At 52.0% G+C, this 16,610-nt stretch carries 11 protein-coding genes; 9 read left to right on the top strand and 2 right to left on the bottom strand.

Going from position 1 to position 16,610, the window contains the following annotated elements; all coding sequences use genetic code 11:
• Nucleotides 1-253: 253 nt before the first annotated feature.
• From JJD41_RS11520 to JJD41_RS11505, 4 genes are all read left to right on the top strand, one after another.
• The gene (locus JJD41_RS11520) at nucleotides 254-1,429 is read left to right on the top strand and encodes a metallophosphoesterase family protein (RefSeq protein ID WP_200666034.1); all 1,176 of its coding nucleotides are present in this window, start codon (nucleotides 254-256) and stop codon (nucleotides 1,427-1,429) included.
• A gap of 133 nt (nucleotides 1,430-1,562) precedes the next feature.
• Nucleotides 1,563-2,348 (top strand): pentapeptide repeat-containing protein, encoded by a 786-nt coding sequence (locus JJD41_RS11515; protein ID WP_200666033.1) that lies wholly within the window; start codon nucleotides 1,563-1,565, stop codon nucleotides 2,346-2,348.
• Between the two features lie 186 nt (nucleotides 2,349-2,534).
• Nucleotides 2,535-3,344, top strand: coding sequence for a TIGR03943 family putative permease subunit (locus JJD41_RS11510; RefSeq protein WP_200666032.1), 810 nt, complete (start codon nucleotides 2,535-2,537; stop codon nucleotides 3,342-3,344).
• Nucleotides 3,345-3,580: 236 nt separating this feature from the next.
• Nucleotides 3,581-5,389 (top strand): sensor histidine kinase, encoded by a 1,809-nt coding sequence (locus JJD41_RS11505; RefSeq protein ID WP_200666031.1) that lies wholly within the window; start codon nucleotides 3,581-3,583, stop codon nucleotides 5,387-5,389.
• Between the two features lie 44 nt (nucleotides 5,390-5,433).
• On the opposite strand, the gene JJD41_RS11500 is transcribed toward JJD41_RS11505, so the two are convergent.
• Together JJD41_RS11500 and JJD41_RS11495 are read right to left on the bottom strand one after the other, a co-directional pair.
• Nucleotides 5,434-7,116, bottom strand: a complete 1,683-nt coding sequence (locus tag JJD41_RS11500; protein ID WP_200666030.1) for a DICT sensory domain-containing protein — start codon at nucleotides 7,114-7,116, stop codon at nucleotides 5,434-5,436.
• Between the two features lie 354 nt (nucleotides 7,117-7,470).
• Complete coding sequence (locus JJD41_RS11495; protein WP_200666029.1) at nucleotides 7,471-8,250, bottom strand: DUF928 domain-containing protein; 780 nt, start codon at nucleotides 8,248-8,250, stop codon at nucleotides 7,471-7,473.
• Nucleotides 8,251-8,722: 472 nt separating this feature from the next.
• Here JJD41_RS11495 and JJD41_RS11490 point away from each other — a divergent pair, with 472 nt between their 5' ends.
• The 5 genes from JJD41_RS11490 (at nucleotide 8,723) to JJD41_RS11470 (ending at nucleotide 16,389) form a co-directional block, all read left to right on the top strand.
• A complete protein-coding gene (locus tag JJD41_RS11490; RefSeq protein ID WP_200666028.1) occupies nucleotides 8,723-9,844 on the top strand; it encodes a serine hydrolase domain-containing protein in 1,122 nt (373 codons plus the stop codon).
• 390 nt (nucleotides 9,845-10,234) lie between these two features.
• Nucleotides 10,235-12,109 (top strand): hypothetical protein, encoded by a 1,875-nt coding sequence (locus tag JJD41_RS11485; protein ID WP_234488598.1) that lies wholly within the window; start codon nucleotides 10,235-10,237, stop codon nucleotides 12,107-12,109.
• A 407-nt stretch (nucleotides 12,110-12,516) separates the two neighbouring features.
• Nucleotides 12,517-13,944 (top strand): hybrid sensor histidine kinase/response regulator, encoded by a 1,428-nt coding sequence (locus JJD41_RS11480; protein WP_200666027.1) that lies wholly within the window; start codon nucleotides 12,517-12,519, stop codon nucleotides 13,942-13,944.
• Between the two features lie 96 nt (nucleotides 13,945-14,040).
• Entirely contained in the window at nucleotides 14,041-15,216 is a 1,176-nt protein-coding gene (wecB, locus tag JJD41_RS11475) for a non-hydrolyzing UDP-N-acetylglucosamine 2-epimerase (RefSeq protein ID WP_200666026.1), read from the top strand.
• 45 nt (nucleotides 15,217-15,261) lie between these two features.
• Nucleotides 15,262-16,389: a D-alanine--D-alanine ligase family protein gene (locus JJD41_RS11470; RefSeq protein ID WP_200666025.1), complete on the top strand. Its 1,128-nt coding sequence runs from the start codon at nucleotides 15,262-15,264 to the stop codon at nucleotides 16,387-16,389.
• Nucleotides 16,390-16,610 lie beyond the last annotated feature (221 nt).

Here is a 16,610-nt window from a genome sequence, read left to right as displayed (position 1 = left end):
CAATTAAATTATTGGAAGAATATCTTTTGGTAATTGCATTGTTTTCACGTCAACAATAAAGTCAAATGACTGCGAATTAAGAATAATCAGTCATTTTTTCCAATAAATTTCCGATCGCCCTAAACTTTGAAGTTTCTGATTTTAACATTATAAAAATAACGATCGCCGCTCCCCTTTAAACATCCGAATGCCTAAATATGGAAATCTATTATAAAATAACATAAAATAACATAACCCGTTTTTTCACAAATTTATGCGACTTATTCATACAGCAGATTGGCATTTAGGACGCAGACTGAAAGGAATCGATCGCACGCCAGAAGTCGCGGGAGCATTACAACAAATTCTCGTGGCGGCAAAAGAATTAGAAGTCGATGCGGTTTTGATTGCGGGAGATATTTTCGACATCCCCAATCCCCCAGCTTATGCGGAAAGAGTGGCTTACGAGTTTTTTTGCGGGCTGCAAGAAGCGGGAATTCCTGCCGTGGCGATCGCCGGAAATCACGATAGTGCGATCCGCATCGACGGCTTAGCCAATTTACTCTCTTTGGCGGGAGTGCGTGCCTTGGGAAAACCGCGACCGTCCGAAGATGGAGGGGCGATTATTCTCAATACTAAAAGCGGTAAACTCTGCGTCGGCGCGCTGCCGTTTGCTTCGGAACGACGAATGCTAGATGCATCCAGTTTGTGGATGGAAGATGAAGAAGTTCAAAACGCGAGTTATCGCTCGGCGATCGCCGCTCTTTTTCAAGATTTAACGAGTTGGTTTGCGCCGGATCGCGTTAATATTTTAATGGGACATTTGGCGATTGAAGGGGCAAAACTGGCCGAATCCGAAGTGATGTATTACAGTCAGGATAAATACGCCCTCGGAGAGCAAACATTGCCAGAGCAAGCGCAATATATCGCCCTCGGTCATATTCACATTCACCAACAAGTTCGCGCCAGTGCGCCGACCTATTATTCCGGGTCCTTGATTCAAATTGATTTCGGCGAGGCGGAACAAGAAAAAGGCTTTTGTTTGATTGAAGTCGAACCGGGAGGGGAGGCAAAAGTTGAATTCCAACCCGTTTTATGTCAAAGACCGTTAAAACAATTGTTTTGTGATTTAGACAATTTAGAGGAAACCTTAGAAGCGAATCGCTACCATCCCGGTTTTCTCAAAGTTATTGTTAATTTAGAGAGTCCGGTGATGGGATTGGGCGATCGCGTGCGCCAGATTTGCCCGCAAACGCTGCAAATTGTACCGAATTATCCCGAAAAACGCTATTTCCGACGGTCGAGACCGCGCGATCGCGATCGCTTCGATCCGATCGCCGAATTCGAGAACTATTACCGCGACACCCACGGGAGAAAGGCCCCGGCGGCGGTGGTGGGAGAGTTCGAGAACCTCTATCGCGATTTACGGGAAAAGGAGGTCGGCAATTAGTTCGGGGCGATCGCCACTCGCCAAATCACCTGACTCAAGGGCAATCCTGGGGTATAGTCTACTACGGGATCGGCAGTTCGCCACTGTTGGCGCGACCGTTCGATCTTCAATAATTATGGTGTGAGGTTTTAGCGTGAGAGTAAACCTGATAGCGACGGCGGCGATCGTTGCCATCTTGTCGTTTCCCCATTCATTAATTGCTGGAAACCCGCAAGATTTTAGAACTTTAATCGAAACGAGTTCCTGTCCGGGTTGCGATCTGAGTGGGGCAACCCTCAACGATCGCAATTTACAATCCATTAATTTAGAACGGGCGAATTTACGGCGGGCGAATTTCAGCCGTTCTAAACTGGGGGCGGCGAATTTAAAAGATGCGATTTTAGAAAGTGCTTCGTTTAATTCTGCGGATCTCAATCAAGCGGATTTAAGTGGGGCAATTCTCAATAGTGCTTTTTTAGATAATGCGATTTTATCCAATGCGAATTTAAGAGGAGCGGAATTAAGAAGTGCTTCTTTACAGCGAGTCTTTTTAGATGGTGCGGATTTATCCGGTGCTAAATTAACACGAGCTACCCTGACGAGTGCATTGATGACTAATGCGATTTTACAAAATGCAACGTTGGGAAATGCTAATTTAAGTAATGCTAATTTAAGTAATGCTAATTTAAGCGGCGCGACTCTGGCTCATGCAAATTTCAGAGATACAGATTTAAGGGGGGCTAATTTAAGTAACGCAGATTTTACGAATACCATTTTAACGGGAGCCGATTTAAGCGGGGCAAATTTAACGGGAGCTAATATTTTTTCGACGTATTTAGGAGATGTGAATTTGTGCGGGGCGACTATGCCGAATGGGATGGTTTGGGAGCGCGGTTGTCCGGTAGAAGAAAATTCGGGAGAAGAGAATACAGGTGAATAAAATAATATAGAAATAATACAGAATAAGGGGGATAGAACGGGGGCGATCGCCTGTCGAATACCAGGAGGTTCGGCAGGAAGAGAAAGAGAATGATAAAATGATGAAATTTATGGAAACTTCATTTATAAAAGACATCGATCGTATAGTATTAAAACCGAGTCCAACAAGCGAAACGTTTGTCAATCTATGAGCGCACCTTTTCCTAAACTGTCCTCGTGGTTCCGCATGAATGCTGCCGTCGAATTTCTGGCAGTTTTATTGTGGGGCGTTCTGCTCATCAAGTATTGGGTGACGGGGGAATTGAATATTTTAATTCACCCGAATTATTTTGCCCTGACCGTCATTGGTGGGGTGGTGTTGCTGGTGTTGGCGGGTTGGAAAGTTTGGGAATGGATCGCCTGGGGGCGATCGCGCTGGGGACGGACGAGTGGAAATAACGGAGCGGCGGCGTCTGGAAATGCGCAACTCCAACATATCAGTTTGTTTCCGCCGGGGTGGAGTGCGGCGATTTTGCTGACGGCGGCGATTATGGGGTTGATCTTCGAGCCGCGCGTGTTCAGCAGCGACAAAGCGCTCAATCGAGGAATCGAAGATTTCATGCCGATTACGCAAGTGAAGGCGCAGGCGTTTGGTAAAGCGACGTCGCCGGAAGATCGATCGCTGGTGGATTGGGTGCGAACCTTGAGCGTGTATCCGGAACCGGACGCTTATAGCGGTCAACCCGTGAAAGTGACGGGTTTTGTGATTCACCCACCAGAATTAGGGGAAGAATATTTGTTATTGGCGCGTTATATCATCACCTGTTGCGCGGCGGATGCCTATCCGATCGGACTTCCGGTGAAGTTGCCGAACAACCGTTCGGCGTATCCGTCGGATAGTTGGCTGGAGGTCCAAGGGAAGATGATTACGGAAACTTTTGACGATCGCCGCCAGTTGACCATTGAAGCCGAGGAGATCGCGGCGATCGAACAGCCAAAAAATCCTTACGAATATTAGACGAGCGACCCGATCGCCTCCACGAGCCCGGACTGTTGGCTCGGAGATTGCGACCGATTGGTTCGGTTCTACGAATCTATAAAATTTCCAGGTTCCGATAGGCTGGTATTAACTTTAAAGGCATTCATTTTGGGGAACACTCTCAATTAAGGGTGCAGACCGAACCTGTATTGCTCGTCAAAGAGTTGACCACAAAGAGTTGACCGCCGCCAAAGCCTTGGAGGAGATGGATTTTGATGTACCACTGGCCATTACCGACCCTCAGTGAAATATTAGGGATGAGTCAAGCCGATCGCGACCGTCTACGATCGCCGTCGGATCCATTCGCCAGGGAGAGAGCAGACTGGGGCGAGGATGACAGTGTCTGGGTAGCAACGGACTCCGAAGAGGATCGCCCCGAGCGAGTCAAAGCGGAGGCCCAATGGCGGGCGGCGATCGCGGCCCTGAGCGAGTTACTGGGGCGCGAAGCCGACCGCGAACGGGATCGATCCCAAGGGCGATCGCCTCGGGGAATCGTCTTGTGCGGTCCGGTTCCAGTGTTCGGCGATCCGTCTTCGGCGTCGCCCAGCGATCGGCGCGTGTTGGCAGATTACGAAACCTGGACATTTTCCGGGGAACCGTTCCCAGGGGTGGCGTGGTTACCGTCCCAACTGTTACCGACGGGGAACGGCGAAGCCAGTGGCGCGCGCGTCGGTTCGCCCGCGCGGTCCGTACTGCCGTTACTGGCGGGGGATCCGTTAGCCCGAGAGCAGTTTTGTTTGGTGTTGACGTCGCGCTGGAGTGCGATCGTGGTGGAGGGAGGGAGCGATCGCCCGTTTCAATTTTCTTTCGACCCCGAGGCGATCGCCCTGGGATGGCAGGTTTTGCGATCGCGGGTTCTCCTGAGCGGGCGCCCGGAAATCGCCCGGGAACTCGATCGCGCCTTCGCCCGCTTTACCCCGGTGGCTCCCGATTACAAACTGGTGACGACCTTCAGCCAACTCCTCCTCGATAACTTGTACGAAGAGCCTTCGGGGCAGATCGAGACCGTGGCAGTTGACGCGGGCGATCGCCCTTCCAAGACCATGCGGCACCCGGGCGGGGCGAAGTTGGCTCCGGTAGGCTCGCGGATGTTGGCGTCGGCGATGCTCCAAAGGAGCCGCTACGCGATCGCCCAGTGGTCCGACGGGACGAACGCCTGCAGCGACGGGGGCGCGGAGTTCGAGGGCAACGCGATCGCCCGTCCGACGCGCAAATCGAATCGCAATGGAACGGCGGCGAAAGTGACGACCCCGGCGAGCGAACAGGGGAGCGAGCGCCCGGGGAGTGGGACTCAGACTGATGCCGCCGATCTCGAATTACTCCAGGCGATCGCCCACGAAGTGCGCACCCCCTTAGCGACGATCCGCACCTTGACCCGCTTGCTGCTCAAACGGAGTGAGAATTTCGACGACCGGGCGATCGCGCGCTTGCAGGCGATCGATCGCGAATGCACCGAACAAATCGATCGCTTTGAGTTCATTTTCCGGGCCGTCGAACTGGAAACCTCCAATAGCGGGCGCTCTCCGGTTCACCTGACCTCCACTTCCCTCGATCGCGTACTCGACAGTTGCATTCCGCGCTGGCAAAAACAAGCGAGCCGTCGCAACCTCACCCTCGATGTCGTCGTCCCGCAAAAAATGCCCCCGGTCGTCAGCGACCCAAACCTTTTAGAACGAGTGTTAACTGGGGCGATCGAAAACTTTACGTCTACCCTCCCTGCCGGAAACCACGTGAGAGTTGAAGTTGCCCTCGCCGGACATCAACTCAAAGTACAGTTGGAGTGCGAGCCGAATCCGGACGCCGAGACTCAACCGTGGTCGATGCCCTTTAGCTCGCGACCGACCCTTAAATCGATCGGCCAGTTGCTGATGTTTCAACCAGAAACAGGCAATCTCAGCCTCAATCTCAACGTAACGAAAAATCTATTTCAAGTCCTCGGCGGCAAGCTGATCGTGCGTCACCGTCCCCAACAAGGTGAGGTTATCGCCATGTTTTTACCCTTGGAACTGGGGCAAAGTGTATAGTAAATATAAGTTAATCGCGCCGGGAGCTTGGCGGTATCGGCAATTTACGGAGAGGGCGATACTCCTAAGTTGTCGCCGTGCGAACGCCCGGGGTTGCGCGCCACAGGCAACAGCACCTTGAAACTCGATCCTTTCCCCACTTGAGCGCGCACGGAAATCGAACCGCCGAAGTGTAGTAATAACTGTTCGACTAAAGTTAATCCCAATCCGGCACTGTTGGGATACTCCTCGATCGCCTGACGGCCCCGATAAAATGGCTCGAAAATTTTCTGAACCTCTTGCGGGGGAATCCCGATTCCGGTATCGCGGACTTCCAGTTGGATGTAATCGCCTTGTTGTTTGGCGATCGCCCACACCTCGCCCCCACTGGGCGTAAATTTAATGCTGTTGTGCAGTAACTCGATCGCGATCCGTTTGAGCCACTCCCCGACACAAACCACCGGAGGCAGTCCGTTCGGAATCGTGTAGGCGACCATCACCCCTTTTTCTTGAGCTAAGGGTTGGTAGGTACTGACAATCGGCGGAATCCAATCGGCGAGACGCAACGGTTCGCGCTTCGGATGCACGTGACTTTCAAGCTGCACCCATTCTAAAAGACCGTCAATCAGAGACGTTTGGCGATCGCACGACTCTTGCAGCAACAGGCGATAACGCTGACTTTGGGCGACCTTTAACTTGCGCGAATTGAGCAAGGTCAGCGCCGTTTTCATATTCGTCAACGGCGTTCGCAACTCCTGACCCAAATTGTGCAGGAGTTCATTTTTTAATTGAAGACTTTGGTGCAGTTCTTGATTTTCCTGTTGCAACGCTTGCACGGAAATCGTATTAAAACATTCCTGGCGCCAGAGTTCCTCTTGACATTGAATCTGCTTGCTGGTCAGTTGTCCCAACAAGTTCAAATCCGGAATCGGCGTCACCAGTTGTCCAAAGTGTTTATCCCATTTCTCTTTCAAGGCATTGCACGCCATTTGAGCCGAATCCACCCCCTGTCCGTCGCTGCTCGATGACTCGTTTTCTGAGGAGTCGGACTCTCGGTCTGAAAGCGGAATGCACTGCATCTCGGTAAGGGCGTGTTTCAAGCCGTCGAGAACCCGTTGAATCGTTTCGCCATCGAAACAATGGATGCCTAGCAGAGGTAATTGGGGATCTAAAGGCGGGGATTCTCGGTCTCGCAACCGCGAATACGCTAACGAGGGATGCTGGTAGGCCAAAATGAGCACGTGCAGTTTCGGCGACAGCACGATTAAAAAAAATTCTCGACTGAGTGCACTCCCGACGGGTAACTCGATTTGACACAGAGGCGAGAGGTGTTTTTCGGGAATGAGGATGGTTCCTTCGTCGCCAATGAGGGAGGTTTCGTTAAGTTGGTCTTGAATGTGGCGGTGATGCCACCGCACGAGGGGGTCTTCAGAGCCTGGGGCGCCAGAGTCCGGGCGATCGCCTAGCTTCTGTGCAGGAGGATCGCCGATCGCCTCGTTTTGGCACAGGTAAATCGGTTCGCGACTATCGACCCATTCTCGATAGCGGGCGATCGCCGTTTGCCACTCGCACCATGACGGCAGTTTAACCCACAAGGTCGCCGCGATTTTCTGCTCGATGAGTAAATCGAGGGTGGCACTCACTAGGGCTTTGAAGGTGAGCGGGCTGATTTGTAGCGGTTGAGGAGGAGCGATCGCACCCAAAGCGCAATCGTACAGGGAAACCTCCCGAGGATCTGATGGATTCATAAATGAGGAGTTAAGGAAAACAGAAGATGCCGCCGTGAACGCCCCACGACGTTGACCGGAACCGATCGCGCCATGCCTGACAATCGTGCGATCGAGAATTTGGCGAATTCATCCTGAAGGGGGATGGCAAATCGAAATCGGTTCTCTACTTGTTTGGGGTGAATCCAGTGTAACAAGATCGTGAAAGGATCGAATTTTCCCAGGGAGGAACCGCAATCGGTTTGAGCGACCGTCCGATCTGTATCCAGTGCAGAACCCACGCCAGACCCGAGGGGTTCGGCGTGGGAAAAGATGACTGGAAATTTTCAGATTTTCAGAAATTTTCAGCGTTGCATTTGGCAGAGGCGATCGTTATTATTCAGCCGGGGTCGAGGACGTGGAGATCGTTGCTTCCGCCACTTGATTCAAACCGACTTGTTCGAGCAAGGATTGGCGTTGGGCGGCGATCGCCTGATTTTCGGGATCGGCTCGGTACGCTTCGGAAATCGCGGCGAGAGCATCGTACCACAAGCCCGCTTTCGCATACACTTGGGCGCGATCGCCCGCACTCATCTGTGGGGTGACCTCTGCTTCCACCGCCTCGGCACTGTCCGCCCGTTGGATCCACGCTTGAGCGAAAATATCGCTCGATCGACGATTTTCGTTGCAAATCACCGTGACGGACCACCGATATTTTTTACCCGCTTCTAATTGAGGTAACTCTTCCGGTAAGGTCACGCTGCCGACCCCTGCTTTCACGTCGTCTAAAGTTTTCGTCAACAGGGGTTGAGCCACTCCCGGCTCGACCAAACTAAACTCGACCGCCACTTCCGGCGCTTCGGACAAGTGCCAGGAAAAGGTCGGATGTCCCGAAGCCGTCAGTCCGGTGTGGTCGTCGGGAACCAGCAAGGTGAGCGACAGGGGCGCTGCCTCGGTCACCGCTTCGTTGCAGCCTCTCGAACCCGTACCGCGCGAGGCTTTCGGTGCATCTAAATCTTGGGGCGGCGAATAGCTCAGGTTCGTTTCCAGGGCGATCGCTGCTGGAGTCAATCCCCCCAGGTTGGACCCATTCCAATGGGAACCCGTCATTTGCAGCAGAACGACCGAAGCCGTTCCGGCGAAGAGTGTTGCGAGTTTGCGGGACTTGAGGATCATAAAACCAGGCTCCAAATCTTGATTCTCTTAATAGTGGCTAACTATCCGATATTGTTTTTTCAATGCACCAGTATCTTAGCGGCGATCTTTCCTGTAATAGACGGAGGCGGACAGTTTCTCTATTTTCGCGAACTGTCTACCACTCGATCTGTATTTCCGTTTTTACAATTATACCGATCGCTTCTGCAATCATCCGATAAGAAAAGACCAATTTTACTGACTTTTTTGTAAAGTTTCCTTGAATTTTTATCGCCTTCGTCAAAAATGCTCGGACTCAGGAGTCACTTGAGTGCGAGCGATCGGCCAATAACAGCTCAAAACTCAAAGGAAACCAATACGCCAAAAATCAAATAATCGCCATGACCAAAGTCATCGGCGATCGTGACCTTTGACCCTAGGCAAAACCCAACCGCTCTAACTACAGTAAATATATTCTCCTTTCCAGACCCACTTATCCCGCGAGGTAATCGGCGTGACTTCAACCGCAACCGATCTCAAAACGATACTCGAACCTATTATTACCCCTTGGATAACCGGAAAAAATGATATTAACTTAGCGATCGGTGTAGTTCGAGGCGAACAGCGTCAAATCGCCGCTTGGGGAACGTTACAGCCTTCTGGAAACGCAGTCGATCGCCAAACCTTGTTTGAAATTGGCTCAGTGACCAAAGTTTTTACAACAACCCTGTTAGCGATATTGGTCGAACAAGGAAAGTTAACCTTAGAAACCCCCATCAATCAATTGGGTGCAGCGTATCAGAAATTACCGGATACAGTCACGTTAGAAAGCTTAGCCACTCATACGTCCGGGTTGCCCCGATTGCCCTCAAACTTAGCTAAATCGGTCCGTCAAGATCCCAATAATCCTTATAACGCTTATACCGTTGAGGATTTGTACGAATACTTGCAAACCTGGGACAATCAACCGGGGAAAACCACGGGAATTATTAGTTATTCCAACTTAGGCGTGGGGCTTTTAGGACATATTCTCAGCGAACAACTGGGACAATCTTATGAAGAGGCGATCGCGCAGTATATCTGCAATCCTTTGAACTTATCGGATACTTGCATTACTTTAAATGCCCAACAACAACAGCGATTTGCCCTCGGTTACAACGAAGACGGCAAACCCGTCAAACCTTGGGATTTACCCACTTTAGCAGGAGCTGGAGCCTTGCGTTCCACCGCGACGGATTTACTAACTTTTATCGCCGCAAACTGGCAATCCCCATCCTTCGCAACCCTCAAAACTCGTGAATTACGTTATCGAGAATTTGCCCCGAATCCCGGTTTATACGGTGTTATCGAAAAAGTGGGAAATTGGGTACAAAAATGGCGGGGTCAACCGTTAGTGCAGCGAGAAAACAGGGGAATTGGCTTGGGATGGATGGTGGAATATTTACCCATGCGCGATCGCGTGGTTTGTACTCATACAGGCGGAACTGCCGGACATCGGGCATTTTGCGGATTTATCCCGGCCACTCAGACCGGGGTCGTCGTTCTGTCAAATTATGGGGATGATTTCGCCAGCCTATTCGGACGATATGCCATTGATAAAGTCGGGTTAAAAATCTTAGAAATGCTGGAAATCTAAAAGTATTGCTCTCCTTGTCAAGGAAGATAAAATACTGTTCTATAGACCCAGCAACCGGGGTAATTAATCTCGATCGTTCGAGCATCTTCCTCTTTTGTCCAACAGGATTTTACCCCCGTTTGAAACAGTCTTAGCCAACCGAGATTAAATTCAGATCGATCGCGAAATAGAAAAGAAATAAATAGAAATAAACAGAAATAAACAGAAAAATCCAAAAATCGCCTCTTTTCATTTAGCGCTTGCGATCGCTGAATCGATCTTGAATTGGGCTTGACGTTTCCCCATGAAAATGAGGGTTGTCGTTGGCGAGATAAAATAAAAAAAGCCGTCGTCAACCTGAAAATTTTTCAAAAACGACGCATTTTAACCGATCGCGACTGAGAGAGAGTTATGCAAACAGGGTATCGTTCTCCCCGCCGCCCGATCCGCCGCGTCATCCGTGGGATTGGGGTGGGATTGTGCGGGGTGATACTGACTTGTGTAGGGATAGGCGAGGGCGGACCCGGGCGGGGTGCGGAGCCGATCCCGGCAGCGCCAACGCAATTATACCGGGCGATCGCGCCGTGGAGCGGACGGTTAATTTTGCCGGAACCCTCCGTGAGCAGGGACGATGGGGGAGTCTATCTCGAAGTCGAAAATGCTCCCGGAACCTACCGCCACTTAATCGGCGAGCGGGTGTGGCTCACTTGGCATCCCGAATCGATACATCAGGGGTGGTTAGAACGGGCGACCGTCGATCTTGAATTCGACGAAACGACCCGTGAAAGTATGGAAAAAGGGAACGTACACCCGACCCGTTTAAACGGACGATCGCGGGTCAGTCCTTTAGAATCCTTAGCGGGAGGGCGATCGCGAGATAACGTCCGGGTCGAACTCGACGTGAGAAACGTAGAACGGCAAGGGGAAGAATGGGTCTTGCAAATTGGGGACGAACCGATCCAAATTGCGGGAATCGATCGAGCCTTGATTCAGTTTATCGAACCCGTGGGCGATCGCCGCTATCGGGTGCGACATTACGATCCGAGTGACGGACGCTTCGACGCCGCCCTCGAAACGATCGCCCTTCCCGACGCCGGAACCGTGATTCCCGGACAGGGAGTCGAGCAAAGTTCCATCGACCAGATCGAGCGATCGCCCCTCAACGCCGAAGGGTGGTATATTTACGGACGCCGGGACGATTCCGGGACCTTTAACGTCGAAGCGCTGCAACCTGCGGCCCTGTACGAACTCGATCCGAGTCAAATGGCGATCGGACGCGCCGCCACCCGCGAGTATATTCTCGATCTTAAATGGGAAACCATTCCGATTCACGCGATCGAAACCACCTTATTAGACAACAACGGCGCCGCGTTCGCCGGATCGGTCCCGACGCCGAGTTTCATCGAACGGCGCACCCGAGAACTGTGGTCCGTGGGGGATGTCGCCCTCGTCTTGCATACCTTCGGGTGGCGCGGTGGCGAACGGGGAGACCCGCCGATTTTAGGCTTAGTCACCGGACATTTTGCCTTTGGATTCGCCGAAGTAGTGCGGGACGAATTCACCGGAAAGCTGCGGTTTGACGTCGTTTACCGCCAAGTGTACGCCCACAATCGGGAAGGAATCGTCGCCGGGGCGATGCGTTCCGAACTCTATCTCGGCAGTTTGGAACGGGGGTGGATGTATACCCTGCCGATTTCCGACGTCATGGTGCGCCTTCCAGAGTTAACCGTCCCTTACCAAATGGGCGATCGCCGCTTCGACCCCCTCACCTTTATCAAACAAGAATTAGCGCTGATGGAAGCGCGCTATCGCACCGGACCGGGAAATGGCGCCTCCGTGGTCACTCCAGCAGTTTCTTGCGTCAAAGATGCCAATCAAGCCTTATATGGGGCGATCGTCCGCTTGCGCCGGGAAGTATTGGAGGATCCCGAAGTACGAGAGTGGCTGCGATCGCATCCCGACCGTTACCACACCCGGCGCTTCCGACGACTGGAACGTTTACTCGCCGATTTAGAGCATTCGGTGTTGCTTCCCTTGGGATATATCCCCAAAAATTGGCAGCGCGACGAACGGGCGATCGCCATTTATCGGGACGGTCCGGGGGTCGGCGATCCGGGATTACTCGAAGCACTCAAATCCTGGAAAACCATGCTTCCACGGCGCGCAGAACGGGAATTATTGCAAGTTTTTGCCCGACATGGAGCGACGATGGTGGACGTTCAGTTTGCCGAACTCGGGGGAGAGATTCCCGGAATCGAACCCCAACCCCCAACCACCATTTTTTAAGGTTATCTTTAAAAAAGATTGAAATCCTTCTCGGTAAAATGAGGCTTCGATCGCACCGATCGCGGGCGCGCAGTTCTTCAGTTGTCCGCCGCGATCGGGGGTGAAAACGGGGACGTTCTTAGCCTGGACGATCGACGAATTGCCTCGAACGATCGCCGGAGAAAAGGCTCAGTTAAAATAGCAGTTAGATTGGGGAAGTAGACCGACCGTTTCCTTTAAATTTGTAACGGTTTTTCTGCAAAATGGCGATCGCCCGAGACCCTCAGAGATTTTACGGAGATTTTCGGCAACCGAAACTCATAAATCGAGTCGTTCGATCGCCATCCGCCGTTCGCCCCCTGACTTCGGGCTGTCGGTTTAACTTCGATCGAAGAATATTTTTAGATTAAAAATAACCAAAAACGTAAATGAGTATTGAACCCCCAGAAAAAGCGCTCATCTTAATTGTCGATGACAGTGCGGCAAATTTAGGAATTCTCTCGGAATTTTTAGCGAATGATGGTTATCGGGTCCGTCTGGAGAAAGATGGTAAAAGCGCGATCGAGGCGATCGAAGTGCAAAAGCCCGACCTTATTTTACTCGATGCGATCATGCCGGGAATGGATGGCTTTGAAACCTGCAAGTGGTTGCAAGCTTCTGCTGAATTTCAAGATATCCCGATTTTGTTCATGACCGCTCTTTCCGACCCGGCGGATAAAGTAAAAGCCTTCGATCTCGGGGCGGTGGATTATTTAACCAAACCGTTTCAGCAAGAAGAAGTGCTGGCGAGAATTCGGCTACATTTACGATTGCGATCGCTCACCCAAACCTTAAAAGAGCAAAATCAACAACTGCAAAAAGAAGTTGAAGACCGCATCGAAGCCGAAGCCGCCTTACAAGAACTCGCCCGCACTTTAGAACAACGAGTCCGCGATCGAACTCTAGAATTATCCAATTCTTTTGAAGAATTACAAAACGCCCAAACCCAACTGATTCAAACGGAAAAAATGGCGAGTATCGGCGAAATCGTGGCGGGAGTCGCCCACGAAATCAATAATCCAATTGGGTTTATTGCCGGAAATTTAAAGCATTTAGAAGAAGCGATCGCCGAAATCCTCGACCATTTAAACCTCTATCAAAACCATTGCACGCCTTCGATCGCGGCAATCAAAGAACACGAAGAACAAATCGACCTCAATTATTTAATCGAAGATATTCCCCACATGTTACACGCGATGAAATTGGGGGTCGATCGGATCGGCAATATTAGTATATCTTTACGAAATTTTTCCCGCGCCGACACCTCGGCTAAAGTCGTGGGAGATTTACTCGAAGGGATTGAAAGTACCTTGTTAATTCTCCAACATCGGTTGAAAGGCAACTCAAATCGCCCGTCGATTAAAATTATTAAAGAATATAACGAATTACCGCCCATTCCCTGTTACCCCGCCCAACTCAATCAAGTATTTATGAATCTGTTAGCCAACGCGATCGATGCGTTGGAAGAAAAATATCAAATAGATGGTAAAAAATTAAAGTCAAAAAAAGATAAAAGTGAATTTTTAGACTTACCGGAAAGCGAACAGCCGACCATTTGGATTCGGACCGAATCGATCGACGATCGCGGCGTGATTATTCGGATTGCGGATAACGGAGCGGGAATCGACCCGGAGATTTGCGATCGCCTTTTCGAGCCGATGTTTACCACCAAACCGAGAGGAAAAGGAACCGGATTGGGCCTGTCGATTTCGCGGCAAATTATCGAAGAACGACATGGGGGTTCGCTCACCTGTCACAGTATTCCCGGGGAAGGCAGCGAATTCGCGATCGCCATCCCGATAGAGGATCTCGAATGAGGAAAATTCCCAACGGGCGATCGCGCACTCTTTCCAAATCGCGAGGGTTCGTGTCACGATGTTGCCCGTGTCCTTTGCTGTCTGCGGTCGAATCCGATGGTCAATCCCGCTACCCGTGTCTGTATTATCTTGGGAACTCGTCCCGAAGCGATTAAATTAGCTCCGGTCATTCAAGCGTTCCGGCGATCGCGAAGCGACGCCTCCGGCGTATCGCCCCCCTTTGACGTTCGGGTGGTGTTGACGGGCCAGCATCGGGAAATGGTCGCGCAAGTGATGGACCTGTTCGACCTCAGCGCCGAGTGCGACTTGGCGATCATGCAACCCCGACAAACCCTGACCGACATTACCTGTCGCAGCTTGCAAGGGTTAGAGCGCTTTTTTGAGACGGATCCCCCGGATCTCGTCATCGTCCAAGGGGATACCACCACCGCCTTCGCCGCCGCCTTAGCCGCCTTTTACCGTCAAATTCCCGTCGGTCACGTCGAGGCGGGATTGAGAACCAACCACCTGTTCGATCCCTATCCGGAAGAAGCCAATCGGCGCCTGATTTCCCAACTCGCTCAACTCCATTTTGCACCGACCGCGCGGGCCGTGGAAAACTTGCAACGGTCCGGGGTGACTGGAGCCATCCACCAGACCGGAAATACGGTGATCGATGCGTTGCTCTCCGTCGCCGATCGCCAGCCTCCGTGCGAGGTTCCGGGATTGGACTGGTCCGCGCATCGGGTGTTGTTGGCGACGGTTCACCGCCGCGAAAATTGGGGGGACCCGTTACGAGAAATCGCCCGAGGGTTTTTACAAATTTTAGAGCGCTTCCCGGATACGGCTCTGTTGCTGCCCCTCCACCGCAATCCCACGGTACGCGAACCGCTACAAGCGTTATTGGGCGAGCATCCGAGGGCGTTTTTGGTCGAACCGTTAGATTATGCCGAGTTAGTCGGGGCGATCGCGCGCTGTTACTTGTTATTGACCGATTCTGGCGGTTTGCAAGAAGAAGCCCCCGCCTTGGGAAAACCCGTTTTAGTGTTGCGCGAGACGACGGAACGACCGGAGGCGATCGAAGCGGGAACGGCGAAGCTGGTGGGAACGAACGGCGATCGCGTCGCCACTGAAGCCGCCACCTTGCTCGACCGCCGCGACGCTTACGAAACGATGGCGATGGCGGTCAATCCCTTCGGCGACGGTCGCGCCTCCGAACGGATTTTAAAGATTGTCGGCGATTATTTTCGGAATGCGTCGGATGCGATCGGCGGAACCGACGCGGATAAATAGACCGATCCAGTGTAGGAATAAAATTGAGAATGAGAGGTTTGAGTTATGGCAAAATTGCGAGTCGGTCTGCTGTTTGGCGGGCGTTCTGGAGAACACGAGGTTTCGATCGTCTCGGGACGGGCGATCGCCCGAGCCCTGGCGGAGGAGTCGAACGCGGCTCAGTACGAGACGATTCCTTTTTATATCGATAAAGAGGGATGTTGGCATTCCCCCGAGGTTTCCCGTCAAGTCCTCGACTCCGGGGAAGCCCTGGCGGTGCAAGGGATCTCGGCGGCAGCTTTGTGGCAGTTTCCCCCGGAAACCGCTTCGATCGACGTTTGGTTTCCGATCCTCCACGGTCCCAATGGCGAAGACGGCACGATTCAAGGGCTGTTGAGCTTGATGCGGGTGCCGTTTGTGGGCAGTGGCGTCTTGGGATCTGCCGTGGGGATGGATAAGTTGATGATGAAGACCGCCTTCGCCGAGGCGGGATTGGCTCAGGTGAACTATGTCGGCGTGACGCGATCGCAAATCTGGTCCAATCCTTGCGTGTTTCCGACATTGTGCGATGACATCGAAGCGCAGTTAGGGAATTATCCTTATTTTGTCAAACCTGCCAATTTGGGATCGTCGGTGGGGATTTCTAAGGCGCGATCGCGCGCCGAACTCGAAACTGCCCTGGACAATGCCGCCAGTTACGACCGTCGCATCATCGTCGAGGCGGGGGTGACGGCCCGAGAGGTCGAATGTGCGGTGTTGGGCAACGATCGGGCCCAAGCCTCCGTCGTCGGCGAGATTAGTTTTAACAGCGATTTCTACGATTACGAGACCAAATACACCGACGGACGGGCAAATTTGGCAATTCCGGCGGAACTTCCGGCGGAGGTGGCCGAACGGCTGCGAGAGATGGCAATCCGGGCATTTTTGGCCGTGGATGCGGCAGGACTGTCCCGGGTCGATTTTTTCTACGTGGAAGCGACGGGAGAGGTGTTGATTAACGAGATCAATACGTTGCCCGGGTTTACGGCGTTGAGTATGTATCCGCAACTGTGGGCGGCGTCCGGGGTGAGTTTTCCGCAGTTGGTCGATCGCCTGATCCGATTGGCACTGGAACGGCACGGGGAAGGGCTGTCCGAGTCGGCGCCATCGGGCGATCGCGCAACGTCTGCCGAGGAGAATCGCTCCCTCAAATAAGGGGTTAAAAACAGGGTTTAAATTTCTCCCTAAATCTTCTTAAACTTACTCATTTTTTATGCTAAAACAAGAATTTGAGTAAGTTTAGAAGGACTGAAGTCGCAAAAATCGCGGATTTTACCATCTCCATTGTTTTCTGCTAGTCTTTATGGTAGCTGAAGTTAGCCGAACAAAAAGATGGTTGAGGAGTTAAAAAAAGTCAGTGAAAGGCTTTAAGACCA

The sequence above is a fragment of the Oxynema mangrovii CENA135 genome, from assembly GCF_016632315.1.
Lineage (GTDB): Bacteria > Cyanobacteriota > Cyanobacteriia > Cyanobacteriales > Laspinemataceae > Oxynema > Oxynema aestuarii.
The sequence above is the reverse complement of the archived record's forward strand: the minus strand, read 5'-3'. Positions and strand labels throughout refer to the sequence as shown.

Excerpts from the sequence above, each read along its gene's own strand:
- JJD41_RS11495 (WP_200666029.1), bottom strand. The coding sequence starts at position 8,250 with ATGATCCTCAAGTCCCGCAAACTCGCAACACTCTTCGCCGGAACGGCT.
- JJD41_RS11505 (WP_200666031.1), top strand. The coding sequence starts at position 3,581 with ATGTACCACTGGCCATTACCGACCCTCAGTGAAATATTAGGGATGAGT.
- JJD41_RS11470 (WP_200666025.1), top strand. The coding sequence starts at position 15,262 with ATGGCAAAATTGCGAGTCGGTCTGCTGTTTGGCGGGCGTTCTGGAGAA.
- JJD41_RS11500 (WP_200666030.1), bottom strand. The coding sequence starts at position 7,116 with ATGAATCCATCAGATCCTCGGGAGGTTTCCCTGTACGATTGCGCTTTG.
- wecB (WP_200666026.1), top strand. The coding sequence starts at position 14,041 with ATGGTCAATCCCGCTACCCGTGTCTGTATTATCTTGGGAACTCGTCCC.
- JJD41_RS11520 (WP_200666034.1), top strand. The coding sequence starts at position 254 with ATGCGACTTATTCATACAGCAGATTGGCATTTAGGACGCAGACTGAAA.
- JJD41_RS11510 (WP_200666032.1), top strand. The coding sequence starts at position 2,535 with ATGAGCGCACCTTTTCCTAAACTGTCCTCGTGGTTCCGCATGAATGCT.
- JJD41_RS11485 (WP_234488598.1), top strand. The coding sequence starts at position 10,235 with ATGCAAACAGGGTATCGTTCTCCCCGCCGCCCGATCCGCCGCGTCATC.
- JJD41_RS11480 (WP_200666027.1), top strand. The coding sequence starts at position 12,517 with ATGAGTATTGAACCCCCAGAAAAAGCGCTCATCTTAATTGTCGATGAC.